Source organism: Mesorhizobium sp. CU3, assembly GCF_006442965.1.
In the GTDB taxonomy this organism is placed as follows: Bacteria; Pseudomonadota; Alphaproteobacteria; order Rhizobiales; family Rhizobiaceae; genus Mesorhizobium.
In genome coordinates this window covers 39,668-55,122 of the sequence record NZ_VFWX01000009.1, presented here as the reverse complement: position 1 = coordinate 55,122, position 15,455 = coordinate 39,668, and the positions used below count along the sequence as shown (strand labels likewise).

Below are 15,455 nucleotides of genomic sequence, written 5' to 3'. Positions count from 1 at the left end.
TCGGTTCGAGATCATGCTCGAGAAAATCGTCAGCGAGGTAATGAGCGGCGAGGGGCCAGGGTCAAGTCCCGGCGCGGCGCAACCTGTAGGCCATCTGCGAAAGGTCGCCGTCGCCGAAAATGCCTTCCAGCATGCGCAGCAACTCGCGCACCGCATCTGATTTGCACGAGTAGTAGATCATCTGGCGGTCGCGGCGGGTGTCGACGAGATCGAGCGCCCTGAGCTTGGCCAGGTGCTGCGACAGGGCGGACTGACTGAGCTGCACCTTCTCGGCGATGGCGCCGACCGACATTTCCTCATCGATCAAATGGGCTACGATCAGCAGCCGCTTCTCATTGCCCATGATCGTCAGGAACGCGGCAGCGGATTCGGCATTGGCGATGAGTTTGTTCGAGATCATAGATCCCCCATGGGTCCTTGCTCATCCAGCCGCCAGGGGGCAATGGCGTGCGAGGTGCACAAATATTCAGGTATCGAGTTGCGCTGCTGAATCAGCGTTGCAACGAAGGTAGATCATTTTATCTAAATCTCAAGAGTTGCTTTCGCCGCAGCTCGATCAACTATCGCGGTTGCTCGGCCGCACGCCCCGCCTTCGCCATCTCGACCAGCACGGGGCGCAAGTCGCGTGCGGTGCTGAGAGGCCGCGGGAAGAAGACCCTGCAGACCGTGTCGGAGGCGGCAAGGTCCATGCCATCGGCGTCGAAACCGGTAGCGATCCAGCCATCGCCCTCCGCGCCGCCGAAATGCCGGGCGTAAATGGCAAGCGCGTCCCGATGGTCGGCATTCATGTGGTCGAGCGCCGGCTGCTCGCCGGTGGCCAGTTCGTCGACAATGGAGCCACTGGTGAGGAGATCGGCGCGATTGAGGAGATAGGCCTTGCCGAAGCCGCCGTTCAGGCTGGCGCGCTCAGGCTGGAGCCGGAAGAACGAAAAATCGCCGAGGCCGGCATAGAGCTTCGCCTTCGGGTTGCGGTTGAGGTAGCGCCGTTCGGCCTGTGCAAGATTCTGCGAGCCGCGCTCCAGCCGCAGTGCCCGGCAGGCCAGGCTGATGCGAGGATGGGCGAGCGCATCGCCCTTGCCGGGCTCGCCGAGCAGCAGCGAACAGCGCGGATCGGCGAGCAGCGCGCCGGTATGGGCAGACAGCATCGAGATCAGGATCAGCGGCGCGCCGTCGATGTCGGTGGCGACGCCGACTCGGCTTGCCAGCGGCGCGCCAGTGCCGGGCTCGATCACCGCGAGCGCGCCGAAGCGCGCCGAACGGACCAGCGTTTTTGCCTGCCTGATCGCCGCAGCGTCGGTCTCGCGGATAATTTCCTTCTTCGTCTCGCTCACAGGCTCACCCAAATAAGTTGATCTTCATACTCCGGTTATTGGCCGAGGACGCCTGAACTGGCAAGAGCCGCGATTTCCTGTTCGCCGATGCCGAAGCGGGCCAGGATGGCTGCCGTTTGGCGGTCGGCAGCGCTTGGCGTCGCCGCAGGTGTTCTCTGGCTCTGCGAGAAGCGTGGCGCGGGCGCCGGCCGCTCGAGCAGGCCGGAACCGACAAAGCTCTGCCTAGCGCGATTGTGAGGGTGGTCCCTCGCTTCGGTTAGCGAAAGCACGGGAGCGACGCAGGCATCGGTTGCGGCGAAAAGCTCCTCCCATTCGTCGCGCGTTTTTTCGCGAACACATGCGGCGATCGCCGTTCGCATAGCCGGCCATGATGTCCGGTCATACTGGCAATCGACAAACCGCTGGTCGAGTGGCAGCAGCCTGGCGAATTCGGCGAAGAAGCGCGGTTCGAGACAGCCGACGGCAATGTGCCTGCCGTCAGCGGTCTCATAGGTGTCGTAGAAGGGCGCGCCGGAATCGAGCAGGTTCTGGCCTTGCCTGTCGCTCCAAAGCCCGGCCGCCATGAATGCATGGATGGGCGCCGCGAGCATCGAGGCGCCTTCGATCATCGAGGCGTCGATAACCTGGCCCTTGCCGCTGCGTGAACGCTGGAACAGGGCGGCGAGCACGCCGGCGATCAGCATCATGGCGCCTCCGCCCTGATCTGCGACCAAATTGAGCGGCGGCACGGGCGGCGAACCTTTCCGGCCGATCGCGTGCAGAAGGCCGGCATAGGCGAGATAGGTGATGTCGTGGCCGGCGCGGCCTGACAACGGGCCGTCCTGGCCGAAGCCGGTCAGGCGCCCATAGATCAGCGCCGGGTTGCGCCGAAGAACTATATCAGGCCCGATGCCGAGCCGTTCCATGACGCCGGGGCGGAAGCCCTCGACAAGGAGGTCGGCCTTTTCGGCAAGGCGCAGCAACAATTCCGCGCCCTCCGGGCGCTTCAGGTCGAGCTTCAGGATGGAGCGGCCATGGCGGTCGAGGTCGTATTCTTGCGGCAGGGCGAGCAGCGGCTGGCCAGCGTCAGCCCGTTCGATCCGTAGCACCTCGGCGCCCATTTCGGACAGCATCAACGCCGCCAGCGGCACCGGGCCGAGCCCCGCCATCTCGATCACCGTCAGGCCGGCAAGCGGGCCGGTCTTTTCGGCTGCGGCAGGGCCGGTGCTCATGAAAAACTATTTCGGCGCCATGCGGATGGCGCCGTCGAGGCGGATGGTCTCGCCGTTCAGCATCTGGTTCTCGACGATATGAAGCGCAAGTGCTGCATATTCGGAAGGCTCGCCGAGGCGCGGCGGAAAGGGCACCGCGGCGCCCAGCGAATCCTGCACCTCCTGCGGCATGCCGGCCATCATCGGCGTCTTGAAGATGCCGGGCGCGATGGTGCAGACGCGGATGCCGGAGCGGGCGAGGTCGCGCGCCACCGGCAGCGTCATGCCGACGACGCCGCCCTTGGATGCGGAGTAGGCGGCCTGGCCGATCTGGCCGTCATAGGCGGCGACCGAAGCGGTGTTGACGATGACGCCGCGCTCGCCGCCGGAGAGCGGCTCAAGCTTTGCCGCGCGGTCGGCGACGAGACGGATCATGTTGAAGGTGCCGATCAGGTTGATCTCGATCACCTTGCGGTACTGGTCGAGCGGGTGCGGGCCATCCTTGCCGATTGTCTTCACGCCGATGGCGATGCCGGCGCAATTGACGAGGATGCGCGGTTCGCCAAGCTTTTCAGCCACTTGCGTGATCGCGGCGGCGGCGCTGTCGCCGCTTGAGACATCGCATTGGACGGCAATGCCGCCAATGTCCGCCGCGACCTTCGCCGCGCGCTCGACACCGACGTCGAGGATGGCGACACGGGCACCCTTGGCGGCAAGCGCGCGCGCCGTCGCCTCGCCGAGACCCGATCCGCCGCCGGTGACGATTGCGATCTGGCCGTTCGGGTCCATGCAAGCCTCCCAGGATTTCTGATGATGCTACGAAGCCCGCAAAGGAGGCGCAACCATGCCCGGATCGATCGAGGCTTGCGCGCCGGCGGCCGACCGTGCCGGCGCAGGCACGAGTTCCGCAACCCGCGCCGTATTGGCGTGGCAGACATCGCCGACGAAGCGGGCGACGGCGCCCGGCTTGATCTCGTGATGCAGCAGCCGGTCGAGGTCGACCGGGCGCGGCATGGTGATCTGGCCGCGCGGGAAGCGCTTGAAGCCGAGCGGACCGTAATAGGGCTCGTCGCCGACCAGGATTACGGCCGGTGCGCCGGCTTTCTTCGCGGCGTCCAGGGCGATCGCGACCAGTTTTCTGCCGATGCCGAGATTCTTGAAGGCGGGGCGCACCGCGAGCGGGCCTAGCATCATAGCGCGGCCGGCGCCGGCGGCGACGCGCGTCATGCGCACGGAAGCGATCACCGCGCCGTCCTTGACGGCGACGAAGGACATCGAGCGGTCGTGTCCGCCCGACTCGCGGATCTTGTAGGCGGCAAGCACGAAGCGGCCGGGGCCGAAGGCCTCGTCGTTGATGGCTTCGATTTCGGCATCATGCGCCGGGGTTTCCGGCAGGTATTTCACGTCGGCAAGGCTCATGGTCTTTGCGTTCCGGTATGCGAGGAAGGTTTGCTGCAAAAGCGGCAGCGTTCGCCAGTCAGCGCTTCAAGCGCGGGCGCCCTTTCGTCGTCGGTCGAACCGGATCGAGGCAAAGTCGAACATGGGCGCCTCCGCTAGCATCAATTTTGTGCCGCTGCAATCGGCGCTTTTCGTCTTTCTTTTCGCCACTTGACGAACTGTTCAGTGGCTGAGGGCTTCGCTTGACCGGTCTTGCGTCTAGATATTGCGCAACCGCAGGGAGATTTTCACATGGGATTGCTGGTCGAAGGCAAATGGCAGGATCGCGCGCCGAAAACCGACAGCGGCGGCCGCTTCGTGCGCACAGAGTCGCAGTGGCGGGACTGGATCACTTGCGACGGCGCGCCGGCCGAAGGCCGCCAGCGCGGCTTCAAGGCGGAGCCCGGCCGCTACCATCTCTATGTTTCGCTGGCCTGTCCCTGGGCGCATCGCACGCTCATCTTCCGTGCCTTGAAGAGGCTGGAAAATGTCATCTCGGTCTCCATCGTCCATCACTTCATGGGCGAGAACGGCTGGACCTTCAAAGCCGAGGACGGCGCCACCGGCGATACGCTCTACGGCCTCGATTTCCTGCACCAGATCTACAGCAAGGCCGATCCTTGCTATTCGGGCCGAGTGACGGTGCCGGTGCTGTGGGACAAGCAGGAACAGACGATCGTCAACAACGAATCCTCCGAGATCATCCGGATGCTCAATTCCGCCTTCGACGAATGGGGCGATGCGAGCCTGGATTTTTATCCCGCCGCGCAGCGCGCCGAGATTGATCGCATCAACGCGCTGGTCTATCCGGCGATCAACAACGGCGTCTACCGCACCGGTTTCGCCACCACGCAGACGGCTTACGAGGAGGCGTTCGGCGAGTTGTTCTCGGCGCTGGATATGGTGGAGGAGCGGCTATCGAAGCAACGCTATCTCATCGGCGAGCGCATCACCGAAGCCGACTGGCGGCTGTTCACGACATTGGTGCGCTTCGATCCGGTCTATGTCGGCCACTTCAAATGCAATCTGCGCCGCATCGCCGACTATCCGAACCTGTCGAACTATTTGCGCGACCTCTATCAGGTATCAGGCGTGGCCGGCACGGTGAACCTGCACCACATCAAGGCGCATTATTACGGCAGCCACAGATCGATCAATCCGACAGGGATCGTGCCGGTCGGGCCGGAACTCGACTATGCGGCTCCGCACGATCGGGGGCGGCTCAGGAGGGCGGCGTAGCTACCAATAGCCGGAAGGCGGCGCACCGCCGAAAATCTCTGCAATCCGCCGCAACGTCGCCGGCGTCGTGCCCTCGGGCAGACGGTCGAGCGGAAAGAAACCCGCCTCGGCGATTTCATGATCGGGCAGCTTAGGCGCGCTCTGGCTGAAGGCCTCGATCATGTAGAAGCCTACATGGTCGCGATTGCTGGAACGGCGGTTGAAATGCACCGACTTCAGCACCGGCGGCGCGGCCAGCGCAATGTTGCCTTCCTCGATCAATTCACGCGCCAGGGCTTCCTCGAAAGTCTCACCGGCCTCGACGCCGCCGCCCGGCAACTGCCAGCCCGGCACATAGGTGTGGCGGATGAGGAAGACGGCATTGGCGGCGCGGTCAAAGACCAGGCCGCGCACGCCGATCGTCATCGGCCGGCGCAACAGGAAGAACAGATGGAACAGCCTCGCCCGCAGGCCCGGCCAACCGGTCTGGCGAAACGCTTCTTCAGGATCGGCCGCGTCGCTCATCCAATCAGCGCCGGGCGAACAGCAAAGGGTGAGTGGAAAGCCCGCGCGGCGTCGCTTAAGAAGGAGGTATGTTCAGGCTCGCGCATATTTCCGATGCTCATCTGGGGCCATTGCCCGATGTAACCTATCGCGACCTCGCGTCCAAGCGTGTGCTGGGCTACGTCAACTGGCAGCGCAACCGCCGCCGCCACATGCATGACGCGGTCATCGACAGCATCGTCGCCGACATCAAGGCGAATGCGCCGGACCATCTCGCCGTCACCGGCGATCTCGTCAACCTGGCGCTCGACGGCGAGATCGAGATGGCCAAGCACTGGCTGGAGACGCTTGGATCGCCGCATGACGTGTCGGTGGTGCCGGGCAATCACGACGCCTATGTGCCGGGCGCCTTCGACAAGGTCTGCCGCGCATGGGCGCCATGGATGACCGGCGACGGTATCAACAGCCCGGTCGACCGTAACTCTTTCCCCTATCTGCGGGTGCGCGGCAACGTCGCGCTGATCGGCGTCACCACGGCGCGCGCCACCGCGCCCTTCATGGCCAACGGCTTCTTCATGGAAGGCCAGGCCGAACGGCTCGGCAAGACGCTCGACGAGACGGCGAAGCAGGGCTTGTTTCGCGCCATCATGATCCACCATCCGCCGGTGCGCGGCGCTGTATCACAGCACAAGAGGCTGTTCGGCATTTCCCGCTTCCACAAGGTCATCCGCCGCCACGGCGCGGAGCTTGTGCTGCACGGCCACTCGCATCTGCCGTCGTTGTTCACCATCGGCCCGCGCAGCGCCAAGGTGCCGGTGGTGGGTGTGGCGGCCGCTGGCCAGGCGCCCGGCGGCAAGCACCCGGCGGCGCAGTACAATCTGGTCGAGATCGACGGCGAAAAGGGCAATTGGCAGATCCGCCTGACAAGGCGCGGCCTGACCGGGCCGGCGCTGCCGCCGTCGGACCTGCAAGTGATCGAGCTCAGCGCCGGTAAGGCGACGCCCCGAGAGGTGAGACAGTTCGCCGTTTAAGGGAAACGGCGAACTCTCCCACCTCCTTGTTTTGACGCAATTCCGAACGGAAAACCGTCAACACTTTTCCTGGAATTGCTTTGGTCAGAAGCTGATCTTCATCTGGGCGATGCGGTCCCAGAACAGCGCCAGCGACACCGCCAGGCCGACCAAGGCGCCGGCGGCGATCAGGCCGATGCCGGCGAAGAATGTGGTCCAGCCGTTGCGGCGGGTTTCGGATTGGATCGGCGGCTCGGCCTCCTCGACCGCGGGGCGGTGCAGGCCCGGCATGGCGCTCTCCATGCCGCCCTCCATCATGCGTTGCCGCTCGACGACGCGCTCGGCAACATAGCGCGTCACCGTATCGGCGACGGCCTTCATGTCGCTGGATTCGGCTAACACGACGCGACCGATGCGAGTGTCCTTGAGGAAACGGTAGGTACGGCGGTCGCGGCCCATGGCAACATGGCTCACCGAGTCGATCCATAACCTAGGCTGGAGGCCCGACGAAACGGCGAAGTCGAAACTGTCCATATCCGCGGGCACGTCGGCGAAAACCGGCGCGAGCTCGGTGGCCAGGAGATCGAGACGCATGCGGTGCGCGTCGCGCATCTCCACGATCACGTCGTCGCGGTCGGCAAAGGCATTCTTGACGTCGCGGATTGCGTCCGAAAGCTTCCGCGACGGCTCGATCGGGGTGATTTTGTCGCCCATGTCCTTCATGGCGGCTGCCTCGCTGTTGGTTAACAGCGGGTTAACATAGTCGCCGGCAAAATGCACCCGATGATAGGATCAGCTTGCCGCCGCGCCGAACGCCACACGCTGGCGCCTGCGGCGGCGGCGCGTGTTGCGCCGCACGATCTCGGCGATCAGGTCGGGCGCCTCCTCGACCAACATGTGACCGGCGCCCCACACATGATGCAGATGGAAATGCGCCGGCAGGCTTTCCGCCTGGTCGACCGGCAGCAGCGGATCCTCCGTTCCCCAGACCACCATCACCGGCATATCCAAGCTCTCCAGTCGCTCTGCTGGAATGACGCCCTGTTGGTCATCCTTGGTCATTGCTTCCGCCATATCGACCAGTATCTGCAGTTGGCCCGGTTGCTTGCGCATGCGGCTCAGCGCGTCGACCACATGGTCGGGCGGCATGCTTTGCGGGCCCGACATGGCGGCCAGGCAGGCGCGGATTGCTCTCTTGCCGGTCGCGGCGGCATAGCGGCGCAGCAGTGCCGCGTTGATTTCCGGGCCGAAGCCGCCGGGCGCCAACAAGGTCAGCGAGGCGACCCTGCCGGGATCGGCAAGCGCCATCAGTGTCGCGACGGCGCCACCCATGGAATGGCCGACGAGGTGGACCTTGCCGAGGCCGCGGGCGGCAAGATCGGCGAGGATGGCCCGCGCCGACGGCTTGGCGCCGCCCATGCCTTCGCATTCCCGGGACTGGCCATGGCCCGGCAAGTCATAGGCCAATATCCTCAGGCTTGATCCGAGCGATGCAGCCACGTCGCGCCAGATGGCCTGGCAGGAACCGAAGCCATGCAGAAGCACGATCGTTTTTGGGCCGGCGCCGCATTCGGCGGCATGAGGGGGTGAAATCATCAAACGAGGATAACGAGGCAAGAGGGTCAGCAATTGCGAATTGTGGCTGAATTGCTCGCCGGCCAGATCGATAGCCAGTAAAATTTTCGCGATTGCCGCGTGCAAATCTCTATAGATACGAACACAGCTCAACAACCTCCGGCCTATACTGGCAGTCGACGCCACTAGAGCAGCATGTAGAGCAGCCTGTCCGGTCCGATTCCCGACGATGTAACTTGTTCGTGATGGTTAGCTGGGGTTGCCTATACCAGCGTCGCGCAAAGACTGGACCAGTCGCTCGGTGAGGTCGGCAGGGTATTTGCGGTCGACGAATGTGGCGCGTGGGTCGGCAGCGAATTTTGGGAACTCGACGACAAGTTCGTTGGCCAGTTCGCCGGCCAGCTTGTCGCGGCCGGAAATCCTGGCGCCGATCAGGCGCGCCGCCAGATAGTGCGACTTGGAAGCCGTCGTGCGCAGCGATTCGCTGGCAATCGCGGCCTTCTTCATGTCGCCCTGCATGAAGGCTCCGACAAACAGGCCGTAATCCCACCAGGTCGGATGGCCGCTGAAGGCTTCGACGGCGTGGTCCAGGATCGGCGTGCCTTCATCATATTTGCCGGCGAAGATCAGGCCGTAGCCATAGGCGGCGGCCATGCCAAGATCATACGGGTTGAGCTCATAGGCCTTGCGCATCCAACGGATCGCCTCGTCGGTGTTGCCCAGGCGGCTGTTGAGATAGCCATAGGCGCGATGCGCATGCGGGCTCATCGGTCCCATCTGCACAGCGCGGTGGGCGAGCGACATAGCTTTCTCGATCGTCGCGTCAGGCGGGTAGGCATAGTGGCTGTTGACGGCCTCCAGATGAAGCGAAGCCAGTTCCGCATAGACGAGCGATGATTTGGTGCCGTCATTGGCCAGCTTCTCGAGGCAGCGATACGCGGCCTCGTGCGTCTTGGCGCCCATGTCGAGATAGTAGCGGTCGTCTAGCACCAGGCATCCGATCTGGCTGGTCCGAACGGCGCTCTGGTCAATGTAGCTATAGATTGCGCCGGAAGCAGGAACGGTCGAAGTCAGCAGGCTGGCGATGTTACCTTCGACAACCCCCGGGAGGCTTTCGGCCGATGTCAGATTGCGCGACAAAAGAACCCGTCCGGTCGCAACGCTCTGCAGTTCGACCGTGACGTCGCCGGCGGCAGGCCCTGCAACGACATCGAAGACGAAACTGACCGGGTCGGCGGACTGATCGCGGGTTGCATCGGCATCGCGACCGATGAAGTCGATGGTGTCGAAACCGGCAAGGCCGGCGCGCAGCGATGCTGCGACACGGGCCGCCTCCGCGCTGTCGGCCTTCACGCCGATATAGATCAAAGGCAGGGAATCGAAGACCGGCTGGGTAGCGCCGCCAGCCGTGCCCGCCGTGTCGAACGGTGCGGCTGCGTCACCGCCGCCGAGGAAGGCGTTGCCCTGGCGCGCGATGAGCACGCCGAGCATCACGATCACCAGCGCCATGGTGGCCCAGAAGAAGCGCAACTGCCTCGTCAGGGACGGTGCGGGCGCCGCCGCCGTCTTCAGCGGCGCGGGTTCCGACGGCGAAGCGGTTTCTTGAGCCGCGTTCTGGACCAAGGCTTCGGCGGTTGTGTTCGTGTGCAGCGCGACATTGCCTGAGGCTGATCTCTCACGGGGCAACCGAATTGAATTCAGCTCATAAGAGGGAACATAGCCCCCGCGCGGGATCGCGATGCGCACCGGCTCGGCGACGCCTTCATTGGCGAAGTACTGCTCCAGAAGTTCGCGCAGCCGTCCTGCCTGGACCCTGACAACGGCATCGGTGGAGGCGTCGAAATCGCCGTCCTTGCCGAACACGTCCATGGCGATGGAAAGGCCCTTCAGCCTGTCGGCCTCGCCGGCCTGCTCGCGTTCGACAAGATAGCGTAAAAGCCGGCGAGCGCGTTCGGAGCGTCCGAACGTTTCGCTGGCAAGCAGTCGCTCCAATGTCTCGCGCACTGCGGGGGCGGCAGGCGGGGCAGGCTCCAAGTGTCGATCCTTCCGAACGGCACAGGTTAGGACGCGATCATATAGCGCTCGCGCCGGCGCACAAGGATGCTTGTGTTATGCGATCGCGTAAGCCACGGGAAATTCCCCCGCCGGTTAACGAACGACAGGGAAATTGCATCAGTTTTGTCGCACGGCGCGCCTTGCGGGAGCGCCGTAGTCGAGGGCCCGACCGGTCAGCCGGCCTTGCGGTCGAGGATACGGTTGGCGGCCGAGACGACGGCTTCCAGCGAAGCCGCAACGATGTTGGTGTTGATGCCGGCGCCGAACAGCTTGCCGCCCGGATGTTCCATCTCGACATAGGAGATCGCCGAGGCGTTCGAGCCGCGCTGCAGGGAATGCTCGGAATAGTCGAGCACCGACATTTCGACGCCGACATGGCGCGAAAGCGCGTCGACGAAGCCGTCGATCGGGCCGGTGCCGGAACCGGTGATGGTGACTTCCTTGCCGTTGTCGACGATCTCCGCCTCCACGACGCGCCGGCCCTTCACCTCGGTGTCGGGGAAGGTGCGGTGGTCGAGGAACTTCAGCCGCGCGCCGGGTTGGTCGACATAAGCCTCCAGGAATTGCTCATGGATGCGCTTTGCCGGCACTTCCTTGCCTTCCGCATCTGTGATCGCCTGGATCGCCTGGCTGAACTCGATCTGCAGGTTGCGAGGCAGGTTGAGGCCGTAATCGGCCTGCAGCACGTAGGCGATGCCGCCTTTGCCCGACTGCGAGTTGATGCGGATGATCGCCTCATAGGTGCGGCCGACATCGGCCGGATCGATCGGCAGATAAGGCACTTCCCAGATCGGCGTGTTGGCCTTCTTCAGCGCCTTCATGCCCTTGTTGATGGCGTCCTGATGCGAGCCGGAGAAAGCCGTGTAGACCAGCTCGCCGACATAAGGGTGGCGCTCCGGGATCTTCAGCTGGTTCGAGTACTCGTAGACGTCCTTCATCCGGTTGATGTCGGAACAGTCGAGCTGCGGATCGACCCCTTGCGTGAACATGTTGAGCGCCAGCGTGACGATGTCGACATTGCCGGTGCGCTCGCCATTGCCGAACAGCGTGCCTTCGACGCGGTCGGCGCCGGCCATCAGGCCGAGCTCGGTCGTGGCGATGCCGGTGCCGCGGTCATTGTGCGGATGCAGCGAGATGATCAGGTTCTCGCGGTTGTCGAGGTTGCGGCACATCCACTCGATGCGGTCGGCATAGATGTTGGGCGTCGACATCTCGACCGTCGAGGGCAGGTTGACGATCAGCTTGTTTTCGGGAGTCGGCTTCACGATCTCGGTGACGGCGTTGCAGATCTCCAGCGCGACGTCGAGCTCGGTGCCGGTGAAGCTTTCCGGCGAATATTCGAAGCGGTAGCCGCCGCCGGCCTTGGCCGCCATGTCGGTTATCATCTTGGCGGCGTCGGTGGCGATGCGCTTGATGCCGGCGACGTCCTTTTCGAAGACGACGCGGCGCTGCAATTCGCTGGTCGAATTGTAGAAATGCACGATCGGGCGATGCGCGCCGTTGAGCGCCTCGAAGGTGCGCGTGATCAGTTCCGGCCGGCACTGCACCAGCACCTGCAGCGACACGTCGCGCGGCACGCCGCCTTCCTCGATGCACCAGCGGGCGAAGTCGAAGTCGGTCTGCGAGGCCGAGGGGAAGCCGATCTCGATCTCCTTGAAGCCCATGTCGAGCAACAGCGCGAACATGCGCGCCTTGCGCTCATGGCCCATCGGGTCGATCAGCGCCTGGTTGCCGTCGCGCAGGTCGACCGAGCACCAGATCGGCGCCTTGTCGATGACCTTGTTCGGCCAAGTGCGGTCGATGAGGCCGACGGTGGGGTAGGGCTGGTACTTGCGGGCTGCCTCCGGCATGTGGCCGGCCGCGCGGTTCGCGGCTTCAGCCTCGCCGGCGCGGATTTGTTCTCTTGCGTTCATCGTCATTTCTCCGGGCGGCTCGCATGCCCGCCTTGGGCGGATTGTTGGCGAGCGTCGCCTTTACCAGAATTTCGTTCGCTTGATTATGACTTTGCCAAGGAGCGTGCGCCTGAAGGGCGGGTACCGACCGCCGGGCGCTCCTTCAGCGAACCCGGCGATCGCCGATAAGGCCGAGAAGAAGCAGGGTCGAAGCGAGCGCGCGCGCGGTCTCGCCGGCAAAGCCGGTGCGAGCGGAAGCGACGGTGCGGACGCGCGTTGTCATGACGGCTCTCTTACAGGAGCGGCCCGGCGGAGGCAAGCGCGGCGGATAGCTGACGACAATCCACCTCACGCCAGCCTGACGCGGATGGACTTCCCCGCGCCTCGCAAATGCGCCAGACTTGGCTACCGATGAGAGACACCGGGAGGGGGTCATCCATGAATTTCGTGTTCTTCTCGCCGCATTTTCCGGCGAATGGCGCCGAGTTCTGCGACCGGCTGAAGAAGGCAGGCGCCACCGTGCTCGGCATCGGCGATGCGCCTTATGAGAGCCTGGGCGGCAAGCTGAAGGCGTCGCTCTCCGAATATTACCGGGTCGCCGACATGGAGAATTACGACCTGGTGTTCCGCGCGATGGGGCACTTCATCCACAAATGGGGCCGCATCGACCGCTTCGAGTCGCTCAACGAGCACTGGCTGGAGCTCGAGGCCAACATCCGCACCGACTTCAACATCTTCGGCACCAAGCTCGATTTCGTAAAGAATTTGAAGCGCAAAAGCCGCATGCGCGCCTTCTTCCGCAAAAGCGGCGTAGAGACCATTCCGCAGCGCAAATGCTCCGATCGCGCAGGTGCCATGACCTTCATCCGCCGGGTCGGCTATCCGGTGGTGGTGAAGCCGGATCAGGGCTCCGGCGCCTCCAACACCTTCAAGATCTCCAACGCCAAAGAGCTCGATCAGTTCTTCCGCGAGAAGCCGGAGGACGTGACCTTCGTCATGGAGCAGTTCATCGAGGGGCTGGTGGTGACCTTCGACGGGCTGGTCAACCGCGACGGCGAGGTGGTGCTGGCGGCCAGCCACCGCTACGACCAGAGCATCATGGATGCGGTCAACAAGGACCGCCATATGAGCTACACCTGCTTTCCCGAGATCACCCCGGCGGTCGAAGAGGCGGGCCGGAAAATCCTGAAGGCGTTCGACGTGCGCGAGCGGTTCTTCCACATCGAGCTGTTCGAAACCAAGGACAATCGCATCATCGCGCTCGAAGTCAACATGCGCCCGCCCGGCGCCTGGATGACCGATGCTATCAACTACACATTCGACATCGACGTGTACGCCGCCTGGGCCGACATGGTGGTCAAGGATGCCGCGGGTGGCCCGTACAAGGGCAAGTATTTCACCGCCTATGCCAGCCGCAAACGCCACATCGGCTATTTGCACAGCCATGCGGACGTGCTAGCCGCCCACGGCGACAAGATCGTGCATCATCAGGCCATCGAAGAGGTTTTCAGTCGCGCCATGGGCAATTACGCCTACCAGATGCGTTCGAAGGATGCGAAAGCGCTGCGCCAGGCGGTCAACTACATCCACGCGGAAAAGGCCTGAGCGATGGACATCTCCTATCACAAGGCCCATGCCCGCAACCTCGGCCGCGACATGGAATACAAGCGCTACGGCCATGCCGGCCGCCCGGTGGTGGTCTTCCCGACCTCACAGGGGCGGTTCTACCAGTTCGAGGATTCCGGCGGGGTCGCAGCGCTTGCCGACTTCATCGACACCGGCCGCATCCAACTGTTCACGCTGGACGGCATCGATTCGGAATCCTTCTTCAACAAGCATGCCGATGCCGCGCACCGCATCGCGCGGCACGAGGCCTATTTCCGCTATGTGCGCGAGGAGGCGCTGCCGGAATTGCAGGCGGTCGCCGCCAAATCCAATGGCGGCCGCGCCTTGAAGCCGCTGTTCAGCGGCTGCTCGATGGGCGGCTATCATTCGTCGAACTTCGTCTTCCGCTTCCCGGATCTGGCCAGCGGCGTTATCTCGCTGTCCGGCGTCTATTCGGCCCGCGACTTCTTCGGCCGCGAGCTCGAAGGCAGCATCTTCTACAATTCGCCGCTCAACTATCTGCCGGGCATCGTCGACCAGAAGCTGCTCGGACGTCTCAGGGCGCTGCGCCTGATCTTCTGCTGCGGCCAGGGTGCCTGGGAAGAGCGCATGCTCACCGAAACCCGCGAGCTTGAACAGGTGCTGCGCGACAAGTCGATCCCCGCCTGGGTCGACTATTGGGGCGGCGATGTCAGCCATGACTGGCCGTGGTGGCACAAGCAGCTGGTCTATTTCTTCGGCCGCTGGCTGGATGATGATCTGATGCACCGGCTCGATTGAAATCGCACGCCGGCTCGGGCGCCGTGGCGCGCCGGGCAACGAGGAGGGGCGGCGAAGAGTGACCGGATTTCAGTAGGTGGTGCGTCCGCCCGAAAGGTCGAAGGTCGCACCGGTGGTGAAGGAATTCTCGTCCGACAGCATGAAGGCGATCATGGCGGCGGCTTCCTCGACCTCGACAAAGCGGCCGCGCGGCACCTTGCCCAACATGTAGGCGACCTGGGCTTCGGTGAGCTGCTCCAGGATGCGGGTGCGGGCCGGCGAAGGCGTCAGCGCGTTGACGGCGATGTCGTGGCCTGCAAGCTCCTTGCCGAGCGACTTAGTCAAGGCGAGAACACCGGCCTTGGCGGCGGAATAAGCGGCGGCATTGGGGTTGCCTTCCTTGCCGGCCACCGAGGAGATGTTGACGATGCGGCCGTAATTGCGGGCGATCATGCCGGGCACCAGGCGCTTGCAGCAATAGAAGACGCCGTTGAGGTCGATGTCGATGATCTGACGCCAGGCGGCGGGGTCATAGTCGACGACGGTCGCCGCGGGTCCGGCAATGCCGGCATTGTTGACGAGGAGATCGACCTGCCCGAACGCCCGTTCGGTCTCGGACGCCGCATGGTTCACCGCCTCGATTTGCGACTGGTCGCAAAGAAAAGCCTCCAGGCGTCCGAGCGAGGCGAGCTCGGTAACCGCGTTCTTCATCGCCGCCTGGTCGATGTCCCATATCGCGACGCCGACGCCGGAAGACAGCAGGCGGCGCGCGACCGCAAGGCCGATGCCTTGCGCGCCGCCCGTCACCACGGCGACGCGGCCGGAAAGATCGACGGCATTCACACGACGGCTCATGGGCATTTCTCCTCCGCTTCTCTT

At 64.0% G+C, this 15,455-nt stretch carries 15 protein-coding genes; 4 read left to right on the top strand and 11 right to left on the bottom strand.

Going from position 1 to position 15,455, the window contains the following annotated elements:
* Window positions 1-61: 61 nt before the first annotated feature.
* From FJ988_RS15325 to FJ988_RS15305, 5 genes are all read right to left on the bottom strand, one after another.
* Complete coding sequence (locus tag FJ988_RS15325) at window positions 62-400, bottom strand: helix-turn-helix transcriptional regulator (RefSeq protein WP_140819095.1); 339 nt, start codon at window positions 398-400, stop codon at window positions 62-64.
* A 160-nt stretch (window positions 401-560) separates the two neighbouring features.
* Complete coding sequence (locus tag FJ988_RS15320) at window positions 561-1,331, bottom strand: HugZ family protein (protein WP_140819093.1); 771 nt, start codon at window positions 1,329-1,331, stop codon at window positions 561-563.
* Between the two features lie 35 nt (window positions 1,332-1,366).
* The gene (locus FJ988_RS15315) at window positions 1,367-2,542 is read right to left on the bottom strand and encodes a CaiB/BaiF CoA-transferase family protein (RefSeq protein ID WP_140819091.1); all 1,176 of its coding nucleotides are present in this window, start codon (window positions 2,540-2,542) and stop codon (window positions 1,367-1,369) included.
* Window positions 2,543-2,548: 6 nt separating this feature from the next.
* The gene (locus FJ988_RS15310; protein ID WP_140819088.1) at window positions 2,549-3,310 is read right to left on the bottom strand and encodes a 3-hydroxyacyl-CoA dehydrogenase; all 762 of its coding nucleotides are present in this window, start codon (window positions 3,308-3,310) and stop codon (window positions 2,549-2,551) included.
* Between the two features lie 27 nt (window positions 3,311-3,337).
* Window positions 3,338-3,940 (bottom strand): GNAT family N-acetyltransferase, encoded by a 603-nt coding sequence (locus FJ988_RS15305; RefSeq protein ID WP_140819086.1) that lies wholly within the window; start codon window positions 3,938-3,940, stop codon window positions 3,338-3,340.
* A 270-nt stretch (window positions 3,941-4,210) separates the two neighbouring features.
* Between FJ988_RS15305 and FJ988_RS15300 the strand changes: the two genes are divergently transcribed.
* Complete coding sequence (locus FJ988_RS15300; RefSeq protein WP_140819084.1) at window positions 4,211-5,197, top strand: glutathione S-transferase family protein; 987 nt, start codon at window positions 4,211-4,213, stop codon at window positions 5,195-5,197.
* Here FJ988_RS15300 and FJ988_RS15295 read toward each other — a convergent pair whose 3' ends face one another.
* Window positions 5,198-5,701, bottom strand: coding sequence for an NUDIX domain-containing protein (locus FJ988_RS15295; protein ID WP_140819082.1), 504 nt, complete (start codon window positions 5,699-5,701; stop codon window positions 5,198-5,200). It abuts the gene before it with no gap.
* A 68-nt stretch (window positions 5,702-5,769) separates the two neighbouring features.
* Here FJ988_RS15295 and FJ988_RS15290 point away from each other — a divergent pair, with 68 nt between their 5' ends.
* Window positions 5,770-6,711 (top strand): metallophosphoesterase, encoded by a 942-nt coding sequence (locus FJ988_RS15290; protein WP_140819080.1) that lies wholly within the window; start codon window positions 5,770-5,772, stop codon window positions 6,709-6,711.
* 84 nt (window positions 6,712-6,795) lie between these two features.
* On the opposite strand, the gene FJ988_RS15285 is transcribed toward FJ988_RS15290, so the two are convergent.
* From FJ988_RS15285 to leuA, 4 genes are all read right to left on the bottom strand, one after another.
* Window positions 6,796-7,413: a hypothetical protein gene (locus tag FJ988_RS15285; RefSeq protein WP_140819078.1), complete on the bottom strand. Its 618-nt coding sequence runs from the start codon at window positions 7,411-7,413 to the stop codon at window positions 6,796-6,798.
* A 69-nt stretch (window positions 7,414-7,482) separates the two neighbouring features.
* Window positions 7,483-8,286: an alpha/beta fold hydrolase gene (locus FJ988_RS15280; protein ID WP_140819076.1), complete on the bottom strand. Its 804-nt coding sequence runs from the start codon at window positions 8,284-8,286 to the stop codon at window positions 7,483-7,485.
* Window positions 8,287-8,514: 228 nt separating this feature from the next.
* Window positions 8,515-10,299, bottom strand: coding sequence for a tetratricopeptide repeat protein (locus FJ988_RS15275; protein WP_140819074.1), 1,785 nt, complete (start codon window positions 10,297-10,299; stop codon window positions 8,515-8,517).
* Between the two features lie 194 nt (window positions 10,300-10,493).
* Window positions 10,494-12,170: a 2-isopropylmalate synthase gene (gene leuA / locus FJ988_RS15270; protein ID WP_407067725.1), complete on the bottom strand. Its 1,677-nt coding sequence runs from the start codon at window positions 12,168-12,170 to the stop codon at window positions 10,494-10,496.
* Window positions 12,171-12,650: 480 nt separating this feature from the next.
* On the opposite strand from leuA, the gene FJ988_RS15260 reads away from it, so the two are divergent.
* Window positions 12,651-13,817, top strand: coding sequence for an ATP-grasp domain-containing protein (locus FJ988_RS15260; RefSeq protein ID WP_140819070.1), 1,167 nt, complete (start codon window positions 12,651-12,653; stop codon window positions 13,815-13,817).
* A gap of 3 nt (window positions 13,818-13,820) precedes the next feature.
* Window positions 13,821-14,597, top strand: coding sequence for an esterase family protein (locus tag FJ988_RS15255; RefSeq protein WP_140819068.1), 777 nt, complete (start codon window positions 13,821-13,823; stop codon window positions 14,595-14,597).
* Window positions 14,598-14,666: 69 nt separating this feature from the next.
* Here the strand turns inward: FJ988_RS15255 and FJ988_RS15250 are convergent, their stop codons facing one another.
* On the bottom strand, window positions 14,667-15,419 hold the full coding sequence (locus tag FJ988_RS15250) for an SDR family NAD(P)-dependent oxidoreductase (protein ID WP_140819374.1): 753 nt from the start codon (window positions 15,417-15,419) through the stop codon (window positions 14,667-14,669).
* Between the last annotated feature and the right edge of the window lie 36 nt (window positions 15,420-15,455).